The sequence below is a fragment of the Clostridium bowmanii genome (assembly GCF_018861315.1).
GTDB classification, from domain to species: Bacteria; Bacillota; Clostridia; order Clostridiales; family Clostridiaceae; genus Clostridium_AD; species Clostridium_AD bowmanii.
On record NZ_JAHLDL010000020.1, the window covers coordinates 45,472 to 63,106 of the forward strand.

Here is a 17,635-nt window from a genome sequence, read left to right on the forward strand (position 1 = left end):
TAGGTAACTAGTTTTTTTGTTTTTTTTCATACTTAGTTATATTTGTACCATCGCTTATTAGGATAATGTCTTTATCTAAATCTGTTCTATAGATGATACAATTTAATTCTTTAAGTCCATCTAAAGTTTCTCTATTGGGGTGACCATAACTATTATAGGCTCCGCAGGATATTATTGCGATTTTTGGGGAGACATTATTTAAAAAATCCTGTGAGGTTGACGTATTGCTGCCGTGATGTGCAACTTTAAGCACATCAGCACTTATATCGTAATGTTTAGCTGAAATTTCATCCTCACTTAGTTTTTGTATATCACCTGTAAATAGGTAGGTTGAATTCTTATAAGATACTCTTATTGTGCAAGAGTAATTATTAGTATCTTTGTAGCTCGTTTTATTAGGTGATAACATAATACAGGTGGTATTGGGGCCTAAATCTAAAGTTATATTAGGTTTACATATATTTATTTTTAGGTCTTTACTTTTTAAAGCTATGATCATCTCTTCAAAGGATTGAGTGGTGGCGGTAATTTTGGGTGCGAAGAACTTATCTACTTTGAAGGTGTTAATTACACTAGCCATACCACCTATGTGATCGTCATGGGGATGAGTTGCAATTACATAGTCAAGTTTAGTAATATTATTGCTTTTTAAATACCGAATTACTTTTGATTTTGAATCGCTGGTACCGCTATCAATCAATAAATTTTTATTATTTACTTGAATAAGGATACAATCACCCTGTCCTACATCAATAAAATGAGTGACCATATTATTTTCTAGGTTTATATTAGTTTTTATACTAGATTTATAGATTACAATTATACCTACAACTATAGTTACAAAAGCTAAGAAAATGCAAATTGTGGTATATGTTATCCAGGTTTTCTTTGGCATATGATTAATCTCCTAAAGAATATTTGAAATATATAAGTGATTTTAACCAGTTATGTAAATTAAAATCAATTTTTAAGAAAAAATAGGTGCCTCTTATTTTAGTTTTCTATTATCTTAAGGAAAGATTTGTAATAGGGCTTATTAACTAGTATAATAAATTCTAATGATTTAATTTTAAAATGATATATGAGAAAGGAATAGGTATATATATGAAAACCGTATATTTTTATTTTCGTCTTATTATTAATTTAATCGGGACGGGCTTTAAGGAAATAAAGCTAAATAGTTTAAAAAAGCATAAAACAGTGGAAGAGGCAGAAGAGTATGTGGCTCAGGTAGCTGATAAATGGGCTAATTTCGTACTTATGATTGCAGATTTAAATTTAACAGTGACAGGAAGAGAAAATATACCAAATGAACCTTGTTTGTTTGTGGGAAACCACCAAAGTAATTTTGATATACCGTCTATATTAGCTAATACAAATAGACTCACAGGGGCTGTTGCTAAAAAAGAAATGAAAAAAATACCAATTATGAGCTATTGGATGAGGCAAATTCATTCTGTATTTATGGACAGAGAAAATCCAAGAGAGGCCTTGAAAGCAATTGCTGAAGGGGTTGAAAATTTAAAGAATGGTTATTCTATGATTATTTTTCCAGAAGGTACTAGAAGCAGAAGTAATAATATGGGAGAATTTAAAAAAGGTAGTATGAGACTAGCAATAAAGGCAGGAGTGCCAATTGTACCTATAACATTTTATGATACTCATAAAGCAATGGAGGGTAATAATGGAAAGATTAGAAAGGCAAATGCTAAGCTTATAATTGATAAACCTATATATATGAATAACATGTCAAAGGAAGAAAAAGCGGAAGTATCAGAAATGGTAAGAAATATAATCCAGACAAATTTAGATAAAGAAAATGAAAATAAGTAAATAAATAATTAAAGGGGCAGTTAAAGCAACACCGAGGTGATGATTTAACTGCCCCTTTAATTATGCTATGGATTTATTAGTAAGACTGTGGCTTTTGATCTAGTCATAGCTTCAATACTATATTTTATACCTTGAGTACCCATACCAGAAGATTTTGTTCCAGAGAAAGGAAAATGGTCAGGGCCCCTTTCAGGTTTATTGTTAATTTGAACGGTTCCTACATCTAATTGATTAGCAATATTGAAGGCATCATCTATATTTTTAGTATATACAGAAGTTTGAAGACCGTATTCAGATCTGTTAGCAATGATTATAGCCTCCTCAATATTTTTAACTCTAATTATTGGGAGTACTGGTCCAAAGGGTTCCTCCCAGGCTAGCCGCATGTCTGTAGTTACATTATCAAATAAGGTAGGGTATATTAGATTATTGATTCGTTTATTTCCACATAATAGTGTGGCACCATGATGCAAGGCATCATCTATGAGTTCTTGAACATAGTCTGCAGCACTATTATCTATAAGTGGAGTTACTTCGCAATCATCTTGTGGGGCACCTACCTTTAATAATTTTATATTTTTCATTAATTCAATAATGAGGCTGTCTGCAACATCATTAATAACTAGAATTCTTTTAACTGCGGTGCATCTTTGCCCAGAATAGCTAAAGGCACCAGCAACAATATCTTTTCCAGCACTTTCAATATCAGCATCACAGAGGACTATAGCAGCATCTTTGCCACCAAGCTCCATAATCATAGGTACCATACCGGCAATTACAGCAATATGTTTTCCTACTTCCGTACTTCCAGTAAAGTTAATAAAATTAATATCCTTGTGGGTTACTAAATAATCACCTATTTCAGAGCCTCTACCTGTTATTGTGTTTAAAACTCCATGTGGAACACCGGCTTCATGAAAAATTGCAGCCAGATGGAGTGCACTGATAGCTCCTTGAGTAGAGGGCTTTAAAATTACACTATTCCCACCAATAAGGGCTGGGGCTATTTTAGAGGCAGAAAGATTAATGGGATAGTTAAAAGGCGAAATTGCTAGAACAATGCCTACTGGTACTTTGGTGACAAAGGATATTTTGTTTTTCTTAAAACCAGGGAAATTATCTGCACCTATAGTTTCACCTTCTAAATTTTTTCCAGCATCTGCAGTAAATCTAATAAAGTCTGCGGTTCTTTTTATCTCAGCATCGCAGGAGTGTTTATCTTTTGCAATTTCATTTTGCATGATGACTGATAAGTAATCAACATTTTCATCAAGTAGTGCAGCACATTTATGCAAAATCGACGCACGAGAGCTAATTGCCATGTTTGCCCAATCCTTTTGAGAAGCTTTTGAATTTGCAATAACTAAATTAGCCTCATCTTTACTCATAGCAGGGATGGTGCCTACTAAATTGTTGTCAACTGGAGAAAAAACATCTATAGTATTAGTTGATGCAACCCAATCTCCATTAAATAAATTTTTGTATATTTTATCTTCGCACATACTATGGAACAATATAAAACACCTCGCTTTAAAATTGTATGCTAGGTAGGATGAAATGAATAACAAGCATAAACTTGCTATTTATTTGTTTGTACCTCATTATAGTATTGACGAAAGATAAATATATTATTGATTATATTAGTTATATATCATCTATGGAAATAATTAATCGTGTCTTTTAGTTAAGAGTTCTTGAATTATAGATATTTTAGACTGAATTACTTTATTTTTACTTTCTAGTTTTAATATATTACTTTTGGATTCACTGTTTTTATTTTTTAAAATTTTTAAAGTTTCTTGTAAAGACTTGTTTATGTCAATTTTTTCACTGATAATTGGGTTATATAATTTGTTTAATGTAGAATGCTTATTGATCAAAAACTTTGTATCATTATAAAATTCAATTAGATATGATTTGTTTTTTTTACACATATATTTTAAACTGGAAATAATCCAGTCTATAAACTTATTCATATAATCACCTCGATTATATTCTACCTAATGAATACTAGGAAAGGCAAGGTAAAGTTAATGGATAAAAGTGGTAATGACTATTATTTAGAGAAAATTAAAAATAAAACTATTAAGCTGGATCAAAAAAAGAGTCAGTATGAAGTAGAAATAATGCAGCAAAACAATTTATTAGAACATAATAATTATGCTATGCAAAACTTGAAGTGTGAGAACGATGTGTTATGTGATGAGTATAATAGTCTAATAAGATTACTTCATGAACAGGGAATAATTTTTGAAATGATTTTTAATAAATATACTCCTCACCAGTGGGAAAATCTATTTATAATAAAAAACTCTAAAGGGTATGAAATTCAAACTAAATCAGGTAGTGTTCTAAGGATGTTAGATGAAAAATTTTCGAAGATCATACAAGATATAGACCAAAAAGATACCTACAGTTTAATTGTAATAAGGGTTACAGATAAAACTGCTTTGGTTCAGTTAAGATTTAATTAAAAATAAAATAAGAAGTTCTGAAGCTTGCTCAAATGTATTATACGTAATATATACTTTTTTTTGCGTATAAAAAGATTTATATTTTAATTTACACTATAAGAAAGTTATTCACATTATTTTATGCAAGCTGTTTCGTAACTAATAAAAAGAAGCTGAATTTGAAATCTCAGCTTCTTTTTATTGTGCTTTGCACATTTATATTGAAATTATCTAACCTCAGTTGTATCTCTGTCTGTACCCCTATCTCTTCCTAAAAAAGATAGTGAATATAGACCACAAATGCCTACTAGAGCAAATATGATTCTAGTAAATGCTGTGCCAGTACCAAATAAGCTTGATACTAGGTCAAATCGGAAAAATCCAATTAATCCCCAATTTATTGCTCCAATAATAACTAATACTAGTGCAGTAATATCTAATGCTTTCAACGTATACATCTCCTTTTTAATAAGTTTTCAGTATTATTGTTTGCAATTTTCGAGAAATTATTACTATATTATTAAAAAAATTAATTAATTATTAAAAAATTTAATAAACCACGAAATAATATGAAAAATATCTAGGAAATTATTTAATTTCTCCATGTATTTCGTAGTGGGTTATTTCTTCTACATTATTGGTTTCATCAACAAATACTACTGTAGGCTTAAATTTTCTAGCTTCTTCTTCATGAATTTGGCAATAAGTCATAATTATTATTTTATCTCCAGGTTGCACACATCTTGCAGCGGCACCATTTATACACATAACTCCACTATCAGATTCTCCGGCAATGGCATAGGTCTCAAATCTTTCTCCGTTGTCGATATCAACTATTTGAACCTTTTCATATTCTAGGATGTGTGCATTGTCCATTAGTGATTTATCGATAGTTATGCTTCCTACATAGTTTAATTTTGCTTCTGTAATAGTGGCTCTGTGTATTTTAGATTTTAACATAGTTATTATCAATTGTTGACCCTCCTGTATTCCTCAGGGGTACATAACAGTTATTAACTGTTATGTACCCCTGATTTTTTTATTTTGATTGCCATATAAAATTATCTATTAATCTTGTTTTGCCAATATAAACTGCGATAGCAACAAGGACAGGTTTATCAATAAGGTCTATAGCGGTAAGTGATAGGGCATCTACAACTTCTATATAATCAATTTTAGCTAAAACTTCACTTTGAATTTGTTTTTTTATGGTTTCCGTTAAATTCTCAGCAGATTTTTCATGGGTCAATAAAAGTTCTTTAGCACTATTTAAGCTTTTGTTTAGAATTAATGCCGCGGTTCTTTCATCCGTTGATAAATAATTATTACGTGAACTTTTTGCAAGTCCATCAGCTTCTCGTACAATAGGGCAACCTATAATTTCTATAGGAAAATTTAAATCTCTAACCATTCGTTTTATTACAGCTAACTGCTGCGCATCTTTTTCTCCAAAATAAGCTTTATCAGCGCAAACTATATTAAAAAGTTTTGAAACTACAGTGCATACACCGTTAAAATGACCAGGTCTTTTAGCACCACATAAGCCGTTTGTGAGCCCATTTACACTGACATTTGTTTGAGCATCCACATAATACATTTCTGAGGCTTCTGGAGCAAAGATTAAATTGGCGCCTGCACCTTCACATAGAATTTTATCTCTATCTAAATCTCTTGGGTAAGATGCTAAATCTTCACTAGGACCGAATTGTATAGGATTTACAAATATACTTACCACAACTTTTTGATTTTCATTTGCAGCACGTTTTATAAGACTAACGTGTCCTTCATGTAAATATCCCATAGTAGGAACTAAGGCAATGCTATACCCTTCTTTTTTCCAAGAGTTTACCTGACTTCTAACTTCTTCAATAGTTTTTGCAATATTCATTTTTGGGGGCATTTTAAGATGTAATTATATATACACTATTAATGCCACGTTCACTTCCTTTTCTAATATAATTTGTTTAAAATTTCATCGTCTATTTTAAAACAGTGTTCTATGCTTGGGAAAGTTCCTTCAGTTACTTCTTTAACATATGATTTAAATCCATCTCTCATAAGGTCTCCAACATTTGCAAAGTTTTTTGCAAACTTAGGTTTGAGGTCTGAGAACATATTAAGCATATCTTGATACACTAAAATTTGTCCATCACAGCCACCACCAGCACCTATTCCAATAGTTGGTATAGATATTTCCTTTGATATAATATCAGCCAGTTTAGAGGGTATACATTCGAGTACAATAGCAAAGGCACCTGCAGCTTCTATTTTTTTAGCATCCTCTATAAGTTTTTTAGCATGGATCATATCCTTACCTTGAACTTTAAAGCCGCCAAACATATTAACAGATTGAGGAGTTAAACCAATATGACCCATTACAGGTATTTGAGCATCCACTATAGCTTGAATTTGTGGGCAAACTATGGCGCCACCTTCGAGTTTTACTGCCTGAGCTCCAGCTTCTTGTACAAATCTTCCAGCATTTTTCACTGCATCATATAGTGAGGTTTGATAAGACATAAAAGGCATATCACCAATTACAAGGGCATTTGTAGTACCTCTAGCAACGGCTTTAGTATGATGTATCATATCATCCATTGTTACACTTAAGGTGTCCTTGTAGCCAAGGCAAACCATGCCTAGGGAGTCTCCTACTAAAATGCCATTAACACCACATTCATCAATGAGTTTCGCCATGGAGTAATCATAGGCTGTAAGCATTGTTAATTTTTTGCCTGATTTTTTTGCAGATATAAAGGTTAAAATAGAATTTTTCAATTGTTACTCCTCCTGCATTTTTAAATATTCTTCAAGCTTGTTATAATCTCTTTCGCTATGTTTTTTTTCTGATAAGTGTAGTAGGTTTAGTGATAAATTTTTATACATGGGGGCATCATATTTAGGAATAGAATCTATATGATGCTTCACTGTTTCTAAATCATTTCTTTCAACGGGACCAGTTAAAGCACTAATAAAGCCATTTTCTTTTATATTATCAATGTTATTTTGGATTAATGGCAATAATGCCTCTAGAGCATCATTTTCACTAAGTCCACATTGACTTAGGTAACTACAACCGGTATTAATTAAAGATAAAACTAAATTAGATACTGTGACACTAGCCAAGTGGTAAAGCACTTTATTATCTTTGTTAATAACAAGTGATTTATTACCTAAAGAGTTAATGAAATCTTTAAGCTCATGTATATGTATGTCTGGTCCTTCAATAGAGAAATAAGCGTTTTGCATACTTTTATAGGAGTTATATTTATCAGAAAATGCGAAAATAGGGTGAATTGAATATGCGAATGCATCCGAATTGTTTATATCTAAAAAATTGCTAGAAGTTAAGGAACCACTAGTATGACATATTATTTTATTAGTTAAATCTAAATTTGCTAATCTCTGCAGTACGTCATGAATGAAATCATCAGGAGTAGTAATAAAAATTAGTGAACTATCCCGTGTTAAATCATCAATGTTTTCATAAGCTCTTGAATTAGTAAACACAGATGCATCTATAGCATCTTCGTAAAATTTACTATAGTATCCAGATAAACTTATTCCTTTGGATGAAAAATATTTTCCAAGAGAAAAACCTACCTTTCCACATCCAATAAAGCCGATAACCATAATATCGCCTCCAATGCAATACAGTATAAAAAAGACCTCAATGTCTGAGGGTGGGAGACTCCTGTATAGCTGTCTCATTCATAAAGATATGAGCAGAAAAATTATAAATAATATGTTAAACAATTCGGTGCAGTTCTTTTCAGATACTACCCATAAAATATTTTAGCATAAATTATTTTTGAATACAAATATAATTATATAAATTAAAGCATAAACTATTGATATATATTAGTTTATGTCTGATAATATATAGTATAGGCTATTTTAATGCCGATTATAGAAAAGAGGGGATAAAATGAGTACCTTTATGACAATACTTAGCATCGTTGTATTATCAATTATTATTCTTGTGATATATAATGTTTTAAAATCTTATGTATTATATAAGGTAAAAGTTAATAAATGGATAATACTTGCACTCGCTATGGTATTATTTATAGTGCCTACGTTAGCATGGCCAACTATGCCCAAATATGTAGCTAACTACATAATACCAGGAACATTTGTTTTTTTATTTTTATGGTTTATGGATTTATCAGGATTTATCAAAAAGAAAAATATTCCTAAAACAAATTATTCAGGCATAGCTTCTTCTAAAAAAGATAAGAAGAACGATATTGTAATGAGGCCTAAGGTTAAACCAAATAGAATTAAAAACAATATTAATGATAACAAATAATTAAAAAAGGAGTATGAATTTCATTGAGAAATTCATACTCCTTTTGTGTTATATACATTATAGGAAAAAATTTATCTGCTATTTCTTTTTACAATCTACACGTCTCTAATATAATATGTTTCTTCTGGATTTATATTAAAATGTTGGATTACCCAATAAATTGTCCTAATTAATCAAAAATTTTTTCTCATATATTTTTAAAATCATAAAATCCCAAAAGTAGAGTTTGAAAATATGTATATAACTTATATTCACAAATATATATTGCATTTGACAAATACATATTACATGTGTAATATGTATTATAAAGTTATAAATTGTAAAATATAATTTATTTAAAAAGGGATGATGAAATGATTAACGCACCTAAAATATCAAATTCAGAATGGGAAGTTATGAAATGTGTTTGGGGAAATGATACCTGCACTGCTAATGAAATCGTAGATGCTTTAAGTAAAAATACTGATTGGAAAGCAAATACTATTAGAACTTTAATAAATCGTTTAGTAAAAAAAGAAGTACTAGGTTATACAATAGATAAAAACAATAAAAAAACATACTATTACTTCCCTTTATTACTAGAGAATGAATGCATAAAAGCAGAGAGTGAATCCTTTATAAATCGAGTGTTTAATGGCTCGTTAAATGGTATGATTGCAAACTTTTTAATTGACTCAAAATTATCTGATGAGGAAATTAAAGAACTTAAAAACATTCTTGATAAGAAGAAAGGTTAAATAGGTGTATTTATGATACTACTAATATCTATTTTTAAATGGGTATTATATTCAACCGCTTTAGCAAGTATTTTAAGCTTAATAATTCTTGCCTTCAAGTTTTTTATTAAAGACAAGTTAGGTGTCAGGTGGCACTATGCTATTTGGCTTATTGTTATAATTAGATTATTAATACCATACGGGATACAAAGCTCATTAAGTATATTTAATATTATAAACTTCAAAAGTACAACTGTTGTACAAGTACCTTATTCAATAAATAACAAGGCAATCGAAATTTCTAATAATAAAGAGAGCAATACAAATGCAGCTCCAGATATTGCGGCGACGAATTTACAAACCAATAAATCCGATACTAATCAGAGCCAAGTGTATTTACAATTGATAAGTTGTCTTTGGTTACTGGTGGTTATTATAATCGCTTCTTATACAATTGTAATGACCATGAAATTAAAGGTCAAGGTAAAGAGTGGTAAGGTATGTGATAATGAGGACGTTTTACTGCTTTTACTACAGTGCAAAAACAAATTAAACATAAAATCTAATATAAAAATCATCTATACTAATGGAATTAAAACACCATGTATTTATGGGTTTATAAGCCCTAAATTATTACTACCTATTGGTATTGAAAATTATGTGAATAAAAATGAGTTAGAATATATAATTTTACATGAATTAGCCCATGTAAAACGTCTCGATATAATAGTAAGTTGCTTATCAGGAATACTCCAAATAATACATTGGTTTAATCCTATCATATGGTATTCATTTTATAGGATGCGTAATGATAAGGAACTCGCTTGTGATGCATTAGTATTATCTCATGTTAAATGCGATGATTACATAAATTATGGTAAAACTATTATAAAGTTGTTAGAAAGTTATAAAAAGACTCCGAAGGTTTATGGGATGTCATCCATTATAAGTGACAAATCTCAAATTAAAAGGAGAATTACTATGATTTCTTTATTTAAGAAAAATTCTTATAAGTGGTCGATTGTACCTATTGTAACATTAACTGTATTGGGCGGAGTAATGCTTACTAATGCTAAAAATAAACCAGTGCTTGCGGATAATAAATACGAACAGGCCTCAAAATCTATTACAACTTTAAATAATGATAATAAAACAAATTCTATTACACAATATGATATTACAGGCAAACATTTTAAAGGTACAATGTTAATAATACCAGGTGATAAGAAAATTGTTGTTGGTTTTAACAAAGATATTTCAAAAATTACAAAAACAACAAGTCAAATAGCAAAAGAAAGTAATGCAATATGCGCTATTAATGCTGGAGGGTTTACAGGGTTTGCTGAAAGTTCAAGCGAAACATTATCTCCATTAGGGCTCATAATGCACGATGGAAAGGTTATTTTCAATGATTTAAAAGACAATACGAGTAAAAGCGATATAGTCGCTTTTACAAATAAAGGTATCCTTCTAGTTGGTAAATATTCCTTGAATGAATTAAATAAGCTTAATGTAGCGGAAGCTGTTAGTTTTGGACCTGCACTTATCGTCAATGGTAAACCTACAATTACACAAGGCGAGGGTGGTTGGGGTATAGCTCCAAGAACAGCTATAGGTCAGAAAAAAGATGGTTCAGTAATTTTATTAACCATTGATGGTAGAAGTGTTAAGTCTATAGGAGCTACATTACTAGATGTACAAAATATACTTTTACAGTATGGGGCTGTAAACGCATCTAATCTTGATGGAGGAAGCTCAACAACTATGTACTATAACGGTAAAGTAATTAATACTCCGTGCGGAAAACTAATTGAAAGTGGAGATAAGATGATTGATGATCCTGGCAGTAAAGGTGAAAGAGAAGTAGGATCTACTTTTATGGTGTTACCTTAAAAAGCTAATATTTTGATATATTTTCTAATGCGAATTAATTAGCAATGGTTCACCTTAGAACACCTATGTTGCTGACAAAACTAAAGGGATGGTAAATATGAAAAAAAATAAAAATAAACAAACAATAAAAATAAAACTTGTTATAAGCTTTATAATTTTTGAAACTATTTTTACTGCAATTACTGGTCCATTTATGATTTACTATGGTCCTTTTAAAAATGTGAAGACGACAATGGTAGGTGCGGCAATGACTACGTATTCACTTCAATGGCTTGCAACGACATTTTTGTCTAAAGAGGCAATAGCAAAAATTATGAGTACGCAAACAGTAGATGCATTAGTACAAACTAACTTAGACGGTGTAAAAGTAGAAAATAAAAATGATGATACTATAGAAAGATATGATGTAAACGGAAATAAATTTAATGGTTACATATTAATAATTAATGACCCAACTAGGTTAAAAGTAGGTTACACTAGTTTGCTTCATAAAGAAGGACAACTAACTAGTGATATTGCAAAGGATAATAATGCAATTGCGGCAATCAATGGTGGTGGATTTAAAGATGAAGACAATGGAACAAAATACACAGGGACAGGAGCAAATCCAGCCGGAATTATAATGGCTAATGGAAAAATTGTTGCGAATGATATAACTGATGAAAATAAAAAAACAGAAGTTGTAGCAATGACTAGCTCAGGTAAATTATTAGTTGGTCCTCATAGTCTTTCTGAGATGAAAACGGATGGAGTAACTGAGGCAATATCTTTTGGACCAGCACTTATAGTTAGTGGACAAAAAACTATTACTAAAGGTGATGGTGGTTGGGGTATTGCACCTAGAACATGTGTAGCGCAAAGAGGTGATGGAGCGATAATGTTTTTAGTAATTGACGGTAGGAAGCTGGGAAGTTTAGGAGCTACGTTAAAAGAAGCACAGGATGTATTATATGATTATGGAGCTATTAATGCTACTAATTTAGATGGAGGTTCTTCTTCTACATTATTTTATGATGATGAAGTTATAAACAGTCCATCAGATAGTTTGGGAGAAAGGTCAGTATCTTCAATTATGTATATAGAAAGTACAAAATAGCCTGAAGTATATTATGGAATATTTGAAGTTAAAGGAGAAAAAAATATGAGCTGGATGAAAAGAATAAGCATATGGATAGTAGTATCTTTATCACTACAATGTTTAGGGCTCTTTTATATTGATCATTATTTTTTAGCTACCGATTCAAAGGTAGTTTCCAAAAAAGTTGTGAAAGAGGTAAGCACCGAAGCTAAAAATGTTGATATTACTATACCAACAAACGCAGAAAATATATTAGTATCTTATGATGCTAAATATATATCTTATTATGATACTGAAAAATTGGTGATTGTTAATTGTTTGACTGGTAAAACTAAAAACATAGAACCTGAGGATGGATGTAACGTTTCTTTTGTTTCGTGGGTCCCAGGTAGAAATAGAATGATTTTAGTAGAAAAAGAAAGTGATGGAGAATCTAGTAATTTACTATTATATTCTTACGATGCAGTAAAAGATGAAAAAGTAAAAAATATAAAAATTGAGTGTGATGTCATTAATCCTAAAGTAGAAGATGTTCAAACAGCACCATTAACAGGAGTTACTTATGTTAAAGTATCAAACAATGCTAATAATAGCAGCATTTATAGAATCGATAGAAATCCAGATCTGTCAAGAATTGATACAATACCTAACCTGGTGGGCAATATCTTATTGATTCGCCATGAAGATAAATTGTTCTATGAAGGCTCAGTTTATAACAAAACATATGTTACTAGTAAAAGCAATGCTATAAGTGTGGGAGATGTTGATAAACTTAGCTTAATTGGTGCTGATGATGATGATAATATATATCTTGTAGAGTTAAAAGATGATTTAATAAGTAAAGTTTATTATGGTAAGATATCACAAAATACTAGTGAATGGAAAACCATGGAATTAGAAATACCTTGCGTGAAAGAAGATTTAATTGTATCAGATAATGGTAAAATATATCAAAATAATCCGCTAAAAGGTTCTATAAAAGAAATAAATTCTGGAATTCAAACTAGCTATCAAGGGAAATTAGTAAAGTTATATAATAAGGGAGTAGTATCTCTTGGAAATAACAAAATATCCTTTGTTCCTTTTAAGTAATCAGTGAATCGAAAATATATCAGGGGTCTGTACTTAATATTTATGTTTCAAAATATAAGAAAAATCACTATTTATAATTTAATTATAAATAGTGATTTTTATTTTTGTTTAATTACTTGTGAATAAATATTCATTTTGTAGTAAACCTCAAAGTTGTTATAGTAAAGCTCAAAGTTGTACTTTAACTTTGGGATCTTTTCTAGTTTGATAGATTAACTGCACCCAGTGGTTGTTCCGCAGTCCTGGCAAACCTTGCAATTACCGTTTCTAACTAGTCTAGTACTAGAGCAATGTGAGCAGGTTTCAGAGTATAATCTTTCTCCTTGAATTTTATCCTTACTTATATTCATAGGGGAAGGTACATTCTCAACATCCACTATGCTAGCTGAAATTTCACTCTCATCAGGCATTAGTGGGTTTTTAGGTGCATTACTGTCACAATAATTTTCAGGCTTAATTTGACACCTTGTATAGTCACCTAGTTCTATATCGATAATTTTGCTGATCAAATCAGATATAGAAGAAACAGATTTAATGTAAGGATGTTTTTGTACAAAACCGTAAGGCTCAAATTTTTGTCCTCTAAGCATTTTAGAGATATCTTCTGCAGGAACATGATACTGAAGCATTACAGAGATTGATTTTGAAAGAGAATTAAGTAGTCCAGTAATAATTGTGCCTTCTCTATCTGTAGTTATATATATTTCAGAGATTTCTCCATCTGATCGCCTATTTACTGTAGTATAGACTTTTACATCATCAATTTGAGCAGGATGAGTAGTGCCATAGCGTATCCCAATTGGTTTTTCTCTTGTTGAATGATTGGATATTTCTCGCTCTTCTTTTGCTTTCTTTAAAAGATCCGCATAGGATAAATCCTCAAGTGATATTTCTTTATCTTCAGATAAAGTAGTATTTAGAGGCTGACTTGCCTTTGAACCATCTCTATACAAGGCTATACCTTTTACTCCTAATTTCCAAGAATTAAGTATAACTTCTTCAAAGTCATCTATAGTAGCATTTTTAGGTAAATTTACAGTTTTTGATATAGAACCAGATATCATAGGAGTTATTGCTGCCATCATTAGAACATGTCCCATAGATGCAATATACCTTTTTCCGCTACCGCACTTGTTTGCCGTATCAAATATAGGTAAATGTTCTGGTTTTAAGTGTGGAGCACCCTCAATTTTTCCATCAATAAGTTTTTCATATTCAAATCCATTTTCATTAACTTTTTCTTTTCTTAGAATGTAATCAAGAATATCATTTGTTTCAATTTCTGAGTATCCTAGGTTATTTAAGGAATCTTTGATTACGGGATTAACCATGGTCATATAACCGCCACCGGATAATTTTTTATAAATAAAATGGCTGAAATATGGTTCTATAGAGGTTGCACCACAATCCATAGCGAAGGAAATAGTACCAGTAGGAGCTATAACTGTAACTTGAGCATTTCTAAAACCGTGTTTTTCACCACTATTTAATGCTTTTGTGAAGCAGCTTTTTAAGGTTTCACTTATATACCCTAGAGAGCTCTTTTTTAAAAGATCGTGATTAACTTCTATAGGCTCATAATTAAGGTTTTCATATTCAGTATTTAGGGCACCAGCGGCTCTTGCATGATTCCTTATAACTATTTGCATATATGGTTTGTTGATTTCATATTTTTCAAAAGGAGCTAGTTCTTTTGCTAGTAGTGAAGAAACATAATAAGATTGTCCAGTCATTATTCCAGATAGTGAAGAAGCCAAATTTCTAGCATTTTCTGAATCATATGCATAACCCATCACCATTAATAGTGAAGATAAGTTTGAAATTCCAAGGCCTGTACTTCTAAATAAATAAGTTTTTCTTGCTATATCCTCAGTTGGAAACTGTCCCCAATGTATTGAAGCTTCAAGAACTAATTGAGTAAGTCCGATTAAATGAACATAGCCCTCTATATCTAATTTCTTAGTTTTATTATCATAGAATTTATAAATATTAATAGATGCTAAATTACATGAAGTATCATCTAAAAATGCATATTCTCCGCAAGGATTGGTTGAATTAATTCTATTGTATTTAGCATTAACTATCCCGTCTTCTCCAGCTGGACAAGTGTGCCATGCATTAAAGGTATCATCAAACTGAGGAGCGGGGTCTGCACATTGCCAAGCAGCTTTGTTAAAGGTATCCCATAGCTGCTTAACACTTATATCTTTATTAACTGAGCAGTCAGCTCTTCCTTTAAGAGTAATAGTCTGTTTAGGATTTTTTGAAAGGTTATCCACCTTCATCATGAACTCATCTGAGAATCTTATGGAGTTGTTTCCATTTTGACCCGATACAGTTTCATAAGCTTCACCTTCAAAACTACCATCATATCCCATTTTAGTTAGAGCACGTACTTTATCTTCTTCTTTAGCTTTCCAAGTCATAAACTCCATTATTTCGGGATGGTTAATATCGAGGCAAAGCATCTTAGCAGCTCGTCTTGTAGTTCCACCAGACTTTATTGCTCCTGCATTTCTATCAAGCCCTCTTAAAAAACTCATAAGGCCTGAAGAAACTCCACCACTAGATAATTTTTCACCGCGAGCTCTTATGCTAGAAAAGTTAGTGCCTGTACCAGAACCGCCTTTAAACAATTTGGTTTCTGTTACATATTGTTCAGATATTGAGTGATTTCCGAGTAGTTTATCTTGAATTGAGAGAATGAAACAAGCTGAAGCTTGAGTTCTTGTATAAGCATCTTCACTTTTAACAATCTTTTTCTCTTTTTCATCATAATAAAAACTATCTAAGGAGCCACCTTTTATACCATAAGATAGGTTAAGGCCAGTATTAAACCATTGAGGAGAATTTGGAGCAAACATTTGATTTAAAAATGTATATACTAATTCATCGTAAAGAATGTTTTTTTCCTCATCGGTTTTAATAACTGTCTCGGAAATTAAGGATTCACACCAAAAATTAACAAGCCTATGAGCTACCATTTTCATACTATTTTCATAGCCTTGCTTGCCGGGAACACCAGATTTTCTGAAATATTTTGAAGCAATTATATCACAGGAATTTTGTGAGTAATGTTCTGGAAATTCTAAATCTTTCATCTCCAAAAGAACTTTATTGGTTTTATGGTCTTTTAGAAAAACATCTACCTTTTTCCACTTAAATAAATCATAAACTGTAATAGTTTTATCTTTTTCTAATGCACTTGTATAAAATCTTTTAATTAAACTTTTTATCTCCGCCATAAGTATACTAGCCTAATAAAGCTAGTATATTCACCTCCTATTATTTATCCAACAATTAAAATTAAAGTTGGATTATGTAAAATGAATTCTTGCACGTTTGATATTACTATGCTAGAAAGCACTCTTAGTTGTTTAACTTAATATTATGTAATAAAACAGTATGGCATACTACATGTAGTAAACACAAAGTGAATTATCACTATATATGGTATTATATATTAAAATATATTATAAATCAATTATTAAATTATTTTGAAGTGGATTAAAAATAATTTGGTATTATACTATAAAATAGTATAAAATCAAATGCAATTATATAATAAAATAGTCTAAAAATCAACATGAACTATTACCCAAAGGAATGACGAATAAAAACTATATTTATATAATAACAACCATATGTACATAATAATGCACTATAATAAATATATTATTATTTTTAAGAGAAGTAATTTAATTACTATTCGAAAAGAGGTGAAGAGAAATTTATGGTGCATCAATTTGATGGAAAAAGGCCTAAAGTACAGAAACATTCTTTTATTGCAATTAGTGCAGATGTTATAGGCAATGTAACTATAGGTGAGTACAGTAATATTTGGTTTGGAGCTGTATTAAGAGGTGACATGGATTATATATCCATAGGGGATTACACAAATATTCAAGATAATTGCACCGTGCATAATGATAAAGACTTTCCTGTGTATATTGGTGATTATGTAACTGTAGGGCATAATGCTATAATACATGGTTGTAAGATTTCAAATTATACTTTAATTGGTATGGGTAGTACTATACTAAATGGAGCTGAAATAGGTGAATACACTATAATTGGAGCGGGTAGCTTAGTTACTCAAGGGAAAAAAATACCTTCTGGGGTTCTTTGTATGGGGGTACCGGCGAAGGTTATTCGTGAACTAACTATAGAAGAAAAAGAAGGTTTAAAAAAATCTGCTCTGCATTATGTAGAGCTTTCAATGAGATATATTTTAGAATAAGTTGGGCTAAATACAGTA

17 protein-coding genes are annotated in these 17,635 nt (G+C 30.8%); 8 read left to right on the forward strand and 9 right to left on the reverse strand.

Annotation, left to right across the window (positions count from 1 at the left end; translation table 11 throughout):
• Positions 1–7: 7 nt before the first annotated feature.
• Positions 8–895 (reverse strand): ComEC/Rec2 family competence protein, encoded by an 888-nt coding sequence (locus KPL51_RS14100; protein WP_216162800.1) that lies wholly within the window; start codon positions 893–895, stop codon positions 8–10.
• A gap of 209 nt (positions 896–1,104) precedes the next feature.
• On the opposite strand from KPL51_RS14100, the gene KPL51_RS14105 reads away from it, so the two are divergent.
• Positions 1,105–1,833, forward strand: a complete 729-nt coding sequence (locus tag KPL51_RS14105; protein WP_216162803.1) for a lysophospholipid acyltransferase family protein — start codon at positions 1,105–1,107, stop codon at positions 1,831–1,833.
• Positions 1,834–1,898: 65 nt separating this feature from the next.
• Here KPL51_RS14105 and KPL51_RS14110 read toward each other — a convergent pair whose 3' ends face one another.
• Together KPL51_RS14110 and KPL51_RS14115 are read right to left on the reverse strand one after the other, a co-directional pair.
• Positions 1,899–3,347: an NADP-dependent glyceraldehyde-3-phosphate dehydrogenase gene (locus KPL51_RS14110; protein WP_280526772.1), complete on the reverse strand. Its 1,449-nt coding sequence runs from the start codon at positions 3,345–3,347 to the stop codon at positions 1,899–1,901.
• Positions 3,348–3,500: 153 nt separating this feature from the next.
• Positions 3,501–3,809 carry a hypothetical protein gene (locus KPL51_RS14115; RefSeq protein ID WP_216162806.1) on the reverse strand — a complete coding sequence of 103 codons (309 nt, stop codon included), beginning with the start codon at positions 3,807–3,809 and terminating at the stop codon, positions 3,501–3,503.
• A 57-nt stretch (positions 3,810–3,866) separates the two neighbouring features.
• On the opposite strand from KPL51_RS14115, the gene KPL51_RS14120 reads away from it, so the two are divergent.
• Complete coding sequence (locus tag KPL51_RS14120; protein WP_216162810.1) at positions 3,867–4,307, forward strand: hypothetical protein; 441 nt, start codon at positions 3,867–3,869, stop codon at positions 4,305–4,307.
• A gap of 206 nt (positions 4,308–4,513) precedes the next feature.
• Here KPL51_RS14120 and KPL51_RS14125 read toward each other — a convergent pair whose 3' ends face one another.
• The 5 genes from KPL51_RS14125 to KPL51_RS14145 all read right to left on the reverse strand — a co-directional run bounded on the left by KPL51_RS14125 (position 4,514) and on the right by KPL51_RS14145 (position 7,919).
• Entirely contained in the window at positions 4,514–4,735 is a 222-nt protein-coding gene (locus KPL51_RS14125; protein WP_216162813.1) for a DUF378 domain-containing protein, read from the reverse strand.
• A gap of 139 nt (positions 4,736–4,874) precedes the next feature.
• Entirely contained in the window at positions 4,875–5,258 is a 384-nt protein-coding gene (gene panD, locus KPL51_RS14130; RefSeq protein ID WP_216162816.1) for an aspartate 1-decarboxylase, read from the reverse strand.
• Between the two features lie 67 nt (positions 5,259–5,325).
• Complete coding sequence (panC, locus tag KPL51_RS14135) at positions 5,326–6,174, reverse strand: pantoate--beta-alanine ligase (RefSeq protein WP_216162819.1); 849 nt, start codon at positions 6,172–6,174, stop codon at positions 5,326–5,328.
• Between the two features lie 62 nt (positions 6,175–6,236).
• Positions 6,237–7,064: a 3-methyl-2-oxobutanoate hydroxymethyltransferase gene (gene panB, locus KPL51_RS14140; protein ID WP_216162822.1), complete on the reverse strand. Its 828-nt coding sequence runs from the start codon at positions 7,062–7,064 to the stop codon at positions 6,237–6,239.
• Between the two features lie 3 nt (positions 7,065–7,067).
• Positions 7,068–7,919, reverse strand: a complete 852-nt coding sequence (locus KPL51_RS14145) for a Rossmann-like and DUF2520 domain-containing protein (RefSeq protein ID WP_216162826.1) — start codon at positions 7,917–7,919, stop codon at positions 7,068–7,070.
• Positions 7,920–8,214: 295 nt separating this feature from the next.
• Here KPL51_RS14145 and KPL51_RS14150 point away from each other — a divergent pair, with 295 nt between their 5' ends.
• The 5 genes from KPL51_RS14150 (at position 8,215) to KPL51_RS14170 (ending at position 13,377) form a co-directional block, all read left to right on the forward strand.
• Positions 8,215–8,598, forward strand: a complete 384-nt coding sequence (locus tag KPL51_RS14150; RefSeq protein ID WP_216162829.1) for a hypothetical protein — start codon at positions 8,215–8,217, stop codon at positions 8,596–8,598.
• A 353-nt stretch (positions 8,599–8,951) separates the two neighbouring features.
• Positions 8,952–9,335 carry a BlaI/MecI/CopY family transcriptional regulator gene (locus KPL51_RS14155; RefSeq protein ID WP_216162831.1) on the forward strand — a complete coding sequence of 128 codons (384 nt, stop codon included), beginning with the start codon at positions 8,952–8,954 and terminating at the stop codon, positions 9,333–9,335.
• Between the two features lie 12 nt (positions 9,336–9,347).
• Complete coding sequence (locus KPL51_RS14160) at positions 9,348–11,207, forward strand: M56 family metallopeptidase (RefSeq protein WP_216162834.1); 1,860 nt, start codon at positions 9,348–9,350, stop codon at positions 11,205–11,207.
• 88 nt (positions 11,208–11,295) lie between these two features.
• A complete protein-coding gene (locus KPL51_RS14165) occupies positions 11,296–12,303 on the forward strand; it encodes a phosphodiester glycosidase family protein (protein WP_376770091.1) in 1,008 nt (335 codons plus the stop codon).
• Between the two features lie 45 nt (positions 12,304–12,348).
• Positions 12,349–13,377, forward strand: a complete 1,029-nt coding sequence (locus tag KPL51_RS14170) for a hypothetical protein (protein WP_216162840.1) — start codon at positions 12,349–12,351, stop codon at positions 13,375–13,377.
• 212 nt (positions 13,378–13,589) lie between these two features.
• On the opposite strand, the gene KPL51_RS14175 is transcribed toward KPL51_RS14170, so the two are convergent.
• Positions 13,590–16,622: a vitamin B12-dependent ribonucleotide reductase gene (locus tag KPL51_RS14175; protein ID WP_216162843.1), complete on the reverse strand. Its 3,033-nt coding sequence runs from the start codon at positions 16,620–16,622 to the stop codon at positions 13,590–13,592.
• 488 nt (positions 16,623–17,110) lie between these two features.
• Here KPL51_RS14175 and KPL51_RS14180 point away from each other — a divergent pair, with 488 nt between their 5' ends.
• Positions 17,111–17,617, forward strand: coding sequence for a gamma carbonic anhydrase family protein (locus tag KPL51_RS14180; protein WP_216162847.1), 507 nt, complete (start codon positions 17,111–17,113; stop codon positions 17,615–17,617).
• Positions 17,618–17,635 lie beyond the last annotated feature (18 nt).

What these genes read in the sequence shown, in the direction of transcription:
- KPL51_RS14100 (WP_216162800.1), bottom strand. Translation starts at nt 895, where the DNA reads ATGCCAAAGAAAACCTGGATAACATATACCACAATTTGCATTTTCTTA.
- KPL51_RS14105 (WP_216162803.1), top strand. Translation starts at nt 1,105, where the DNA reads ATGAAAACCGTATATTTTTATTTTCGTCTTATTATTAATTTAATCGGG.
- KPL51_RS14115 (WP_216162806.1), bottom strand. Translation starts at nt 3,809, where the DNA reads ATGAATAAGTTTATAGACTGGATTATTTCCAGTTTAAAATATATGTGT.
- KPL51_RS14120 (WP_216162810.1), top strand. Translation starts at nt 3,867, where the DNA reads ATGGATAAAAGTGGTAATGACTATTATTTAGAGAAAATTAAAAATAAA.
- panC (WP_216162819.1), bottom strand. Translation starts at nt 6,174, where the DNA reads ATGAATATTGCAAAAACTATTGAAGAAGTTAGAAGTCAGGTAAACTCT.
- KPL51_RS14145 (WP_216162826.1), bottom strand. Translation starts at nt 7,919, where the DNA reads ATGGTTATCGGCTTTATTGGATGTGGAAAGGTAGGTTTTTCTCTTGGA.
- KPL51_RS14150 (WP_216162829.1), top strand. Translation starts at nt 8,215, where the DNA reads ATGAGTACCTTTATGACAATACTTAGCATCGTTGTATTATCAATTATT.
- KPL51_RS14155 (WP_216162831.1), top strand. Translation starts at nt 8,952, where the DNA reads ATGATTAACGCACCTAAAATATCAAATTCAGAATGGGAAGTTATGAAA.
- KPL51_RS14160 (WP_216162834.1), top strand. Translation starts at nt 9,348, where the DNA reads ATGATACTACTAATATCTATTTTTAAATGGGTATTATATTCAACCGCT.
- KPL51_RS14165 (WP_376770091.1), top strand. Translation starts at nt 11,296, where the DNA reads ATGGTAAATATGAAAAAAAATAAAAATAAACAAACAATAAAAATAAAA.
- KPL51_RS14170 (WP_216162840.1), top strand. Translation starts at nt 12,349, where the DNA reads ATGAGCTGGATGAAAAGAATAAGCATATGGATAGTAGTATCTTTATCA.
- KPL51_RS14175 (WP_216162843.1), bottom strand. Translation starts at nt 16,622, where the DNA reads ATGGCGGAGATAAAAAGTTTAATTAAAAGATTTTATACAAGTGCATTA.
- KPL51_RS14180 (WP_216162847.1), top strand. Translation starts at nt 17,111, where the DNA reads ATGGTGCATCAATTTGATGGAAAAAGGCCTAAAGTACAGAAACATTCT.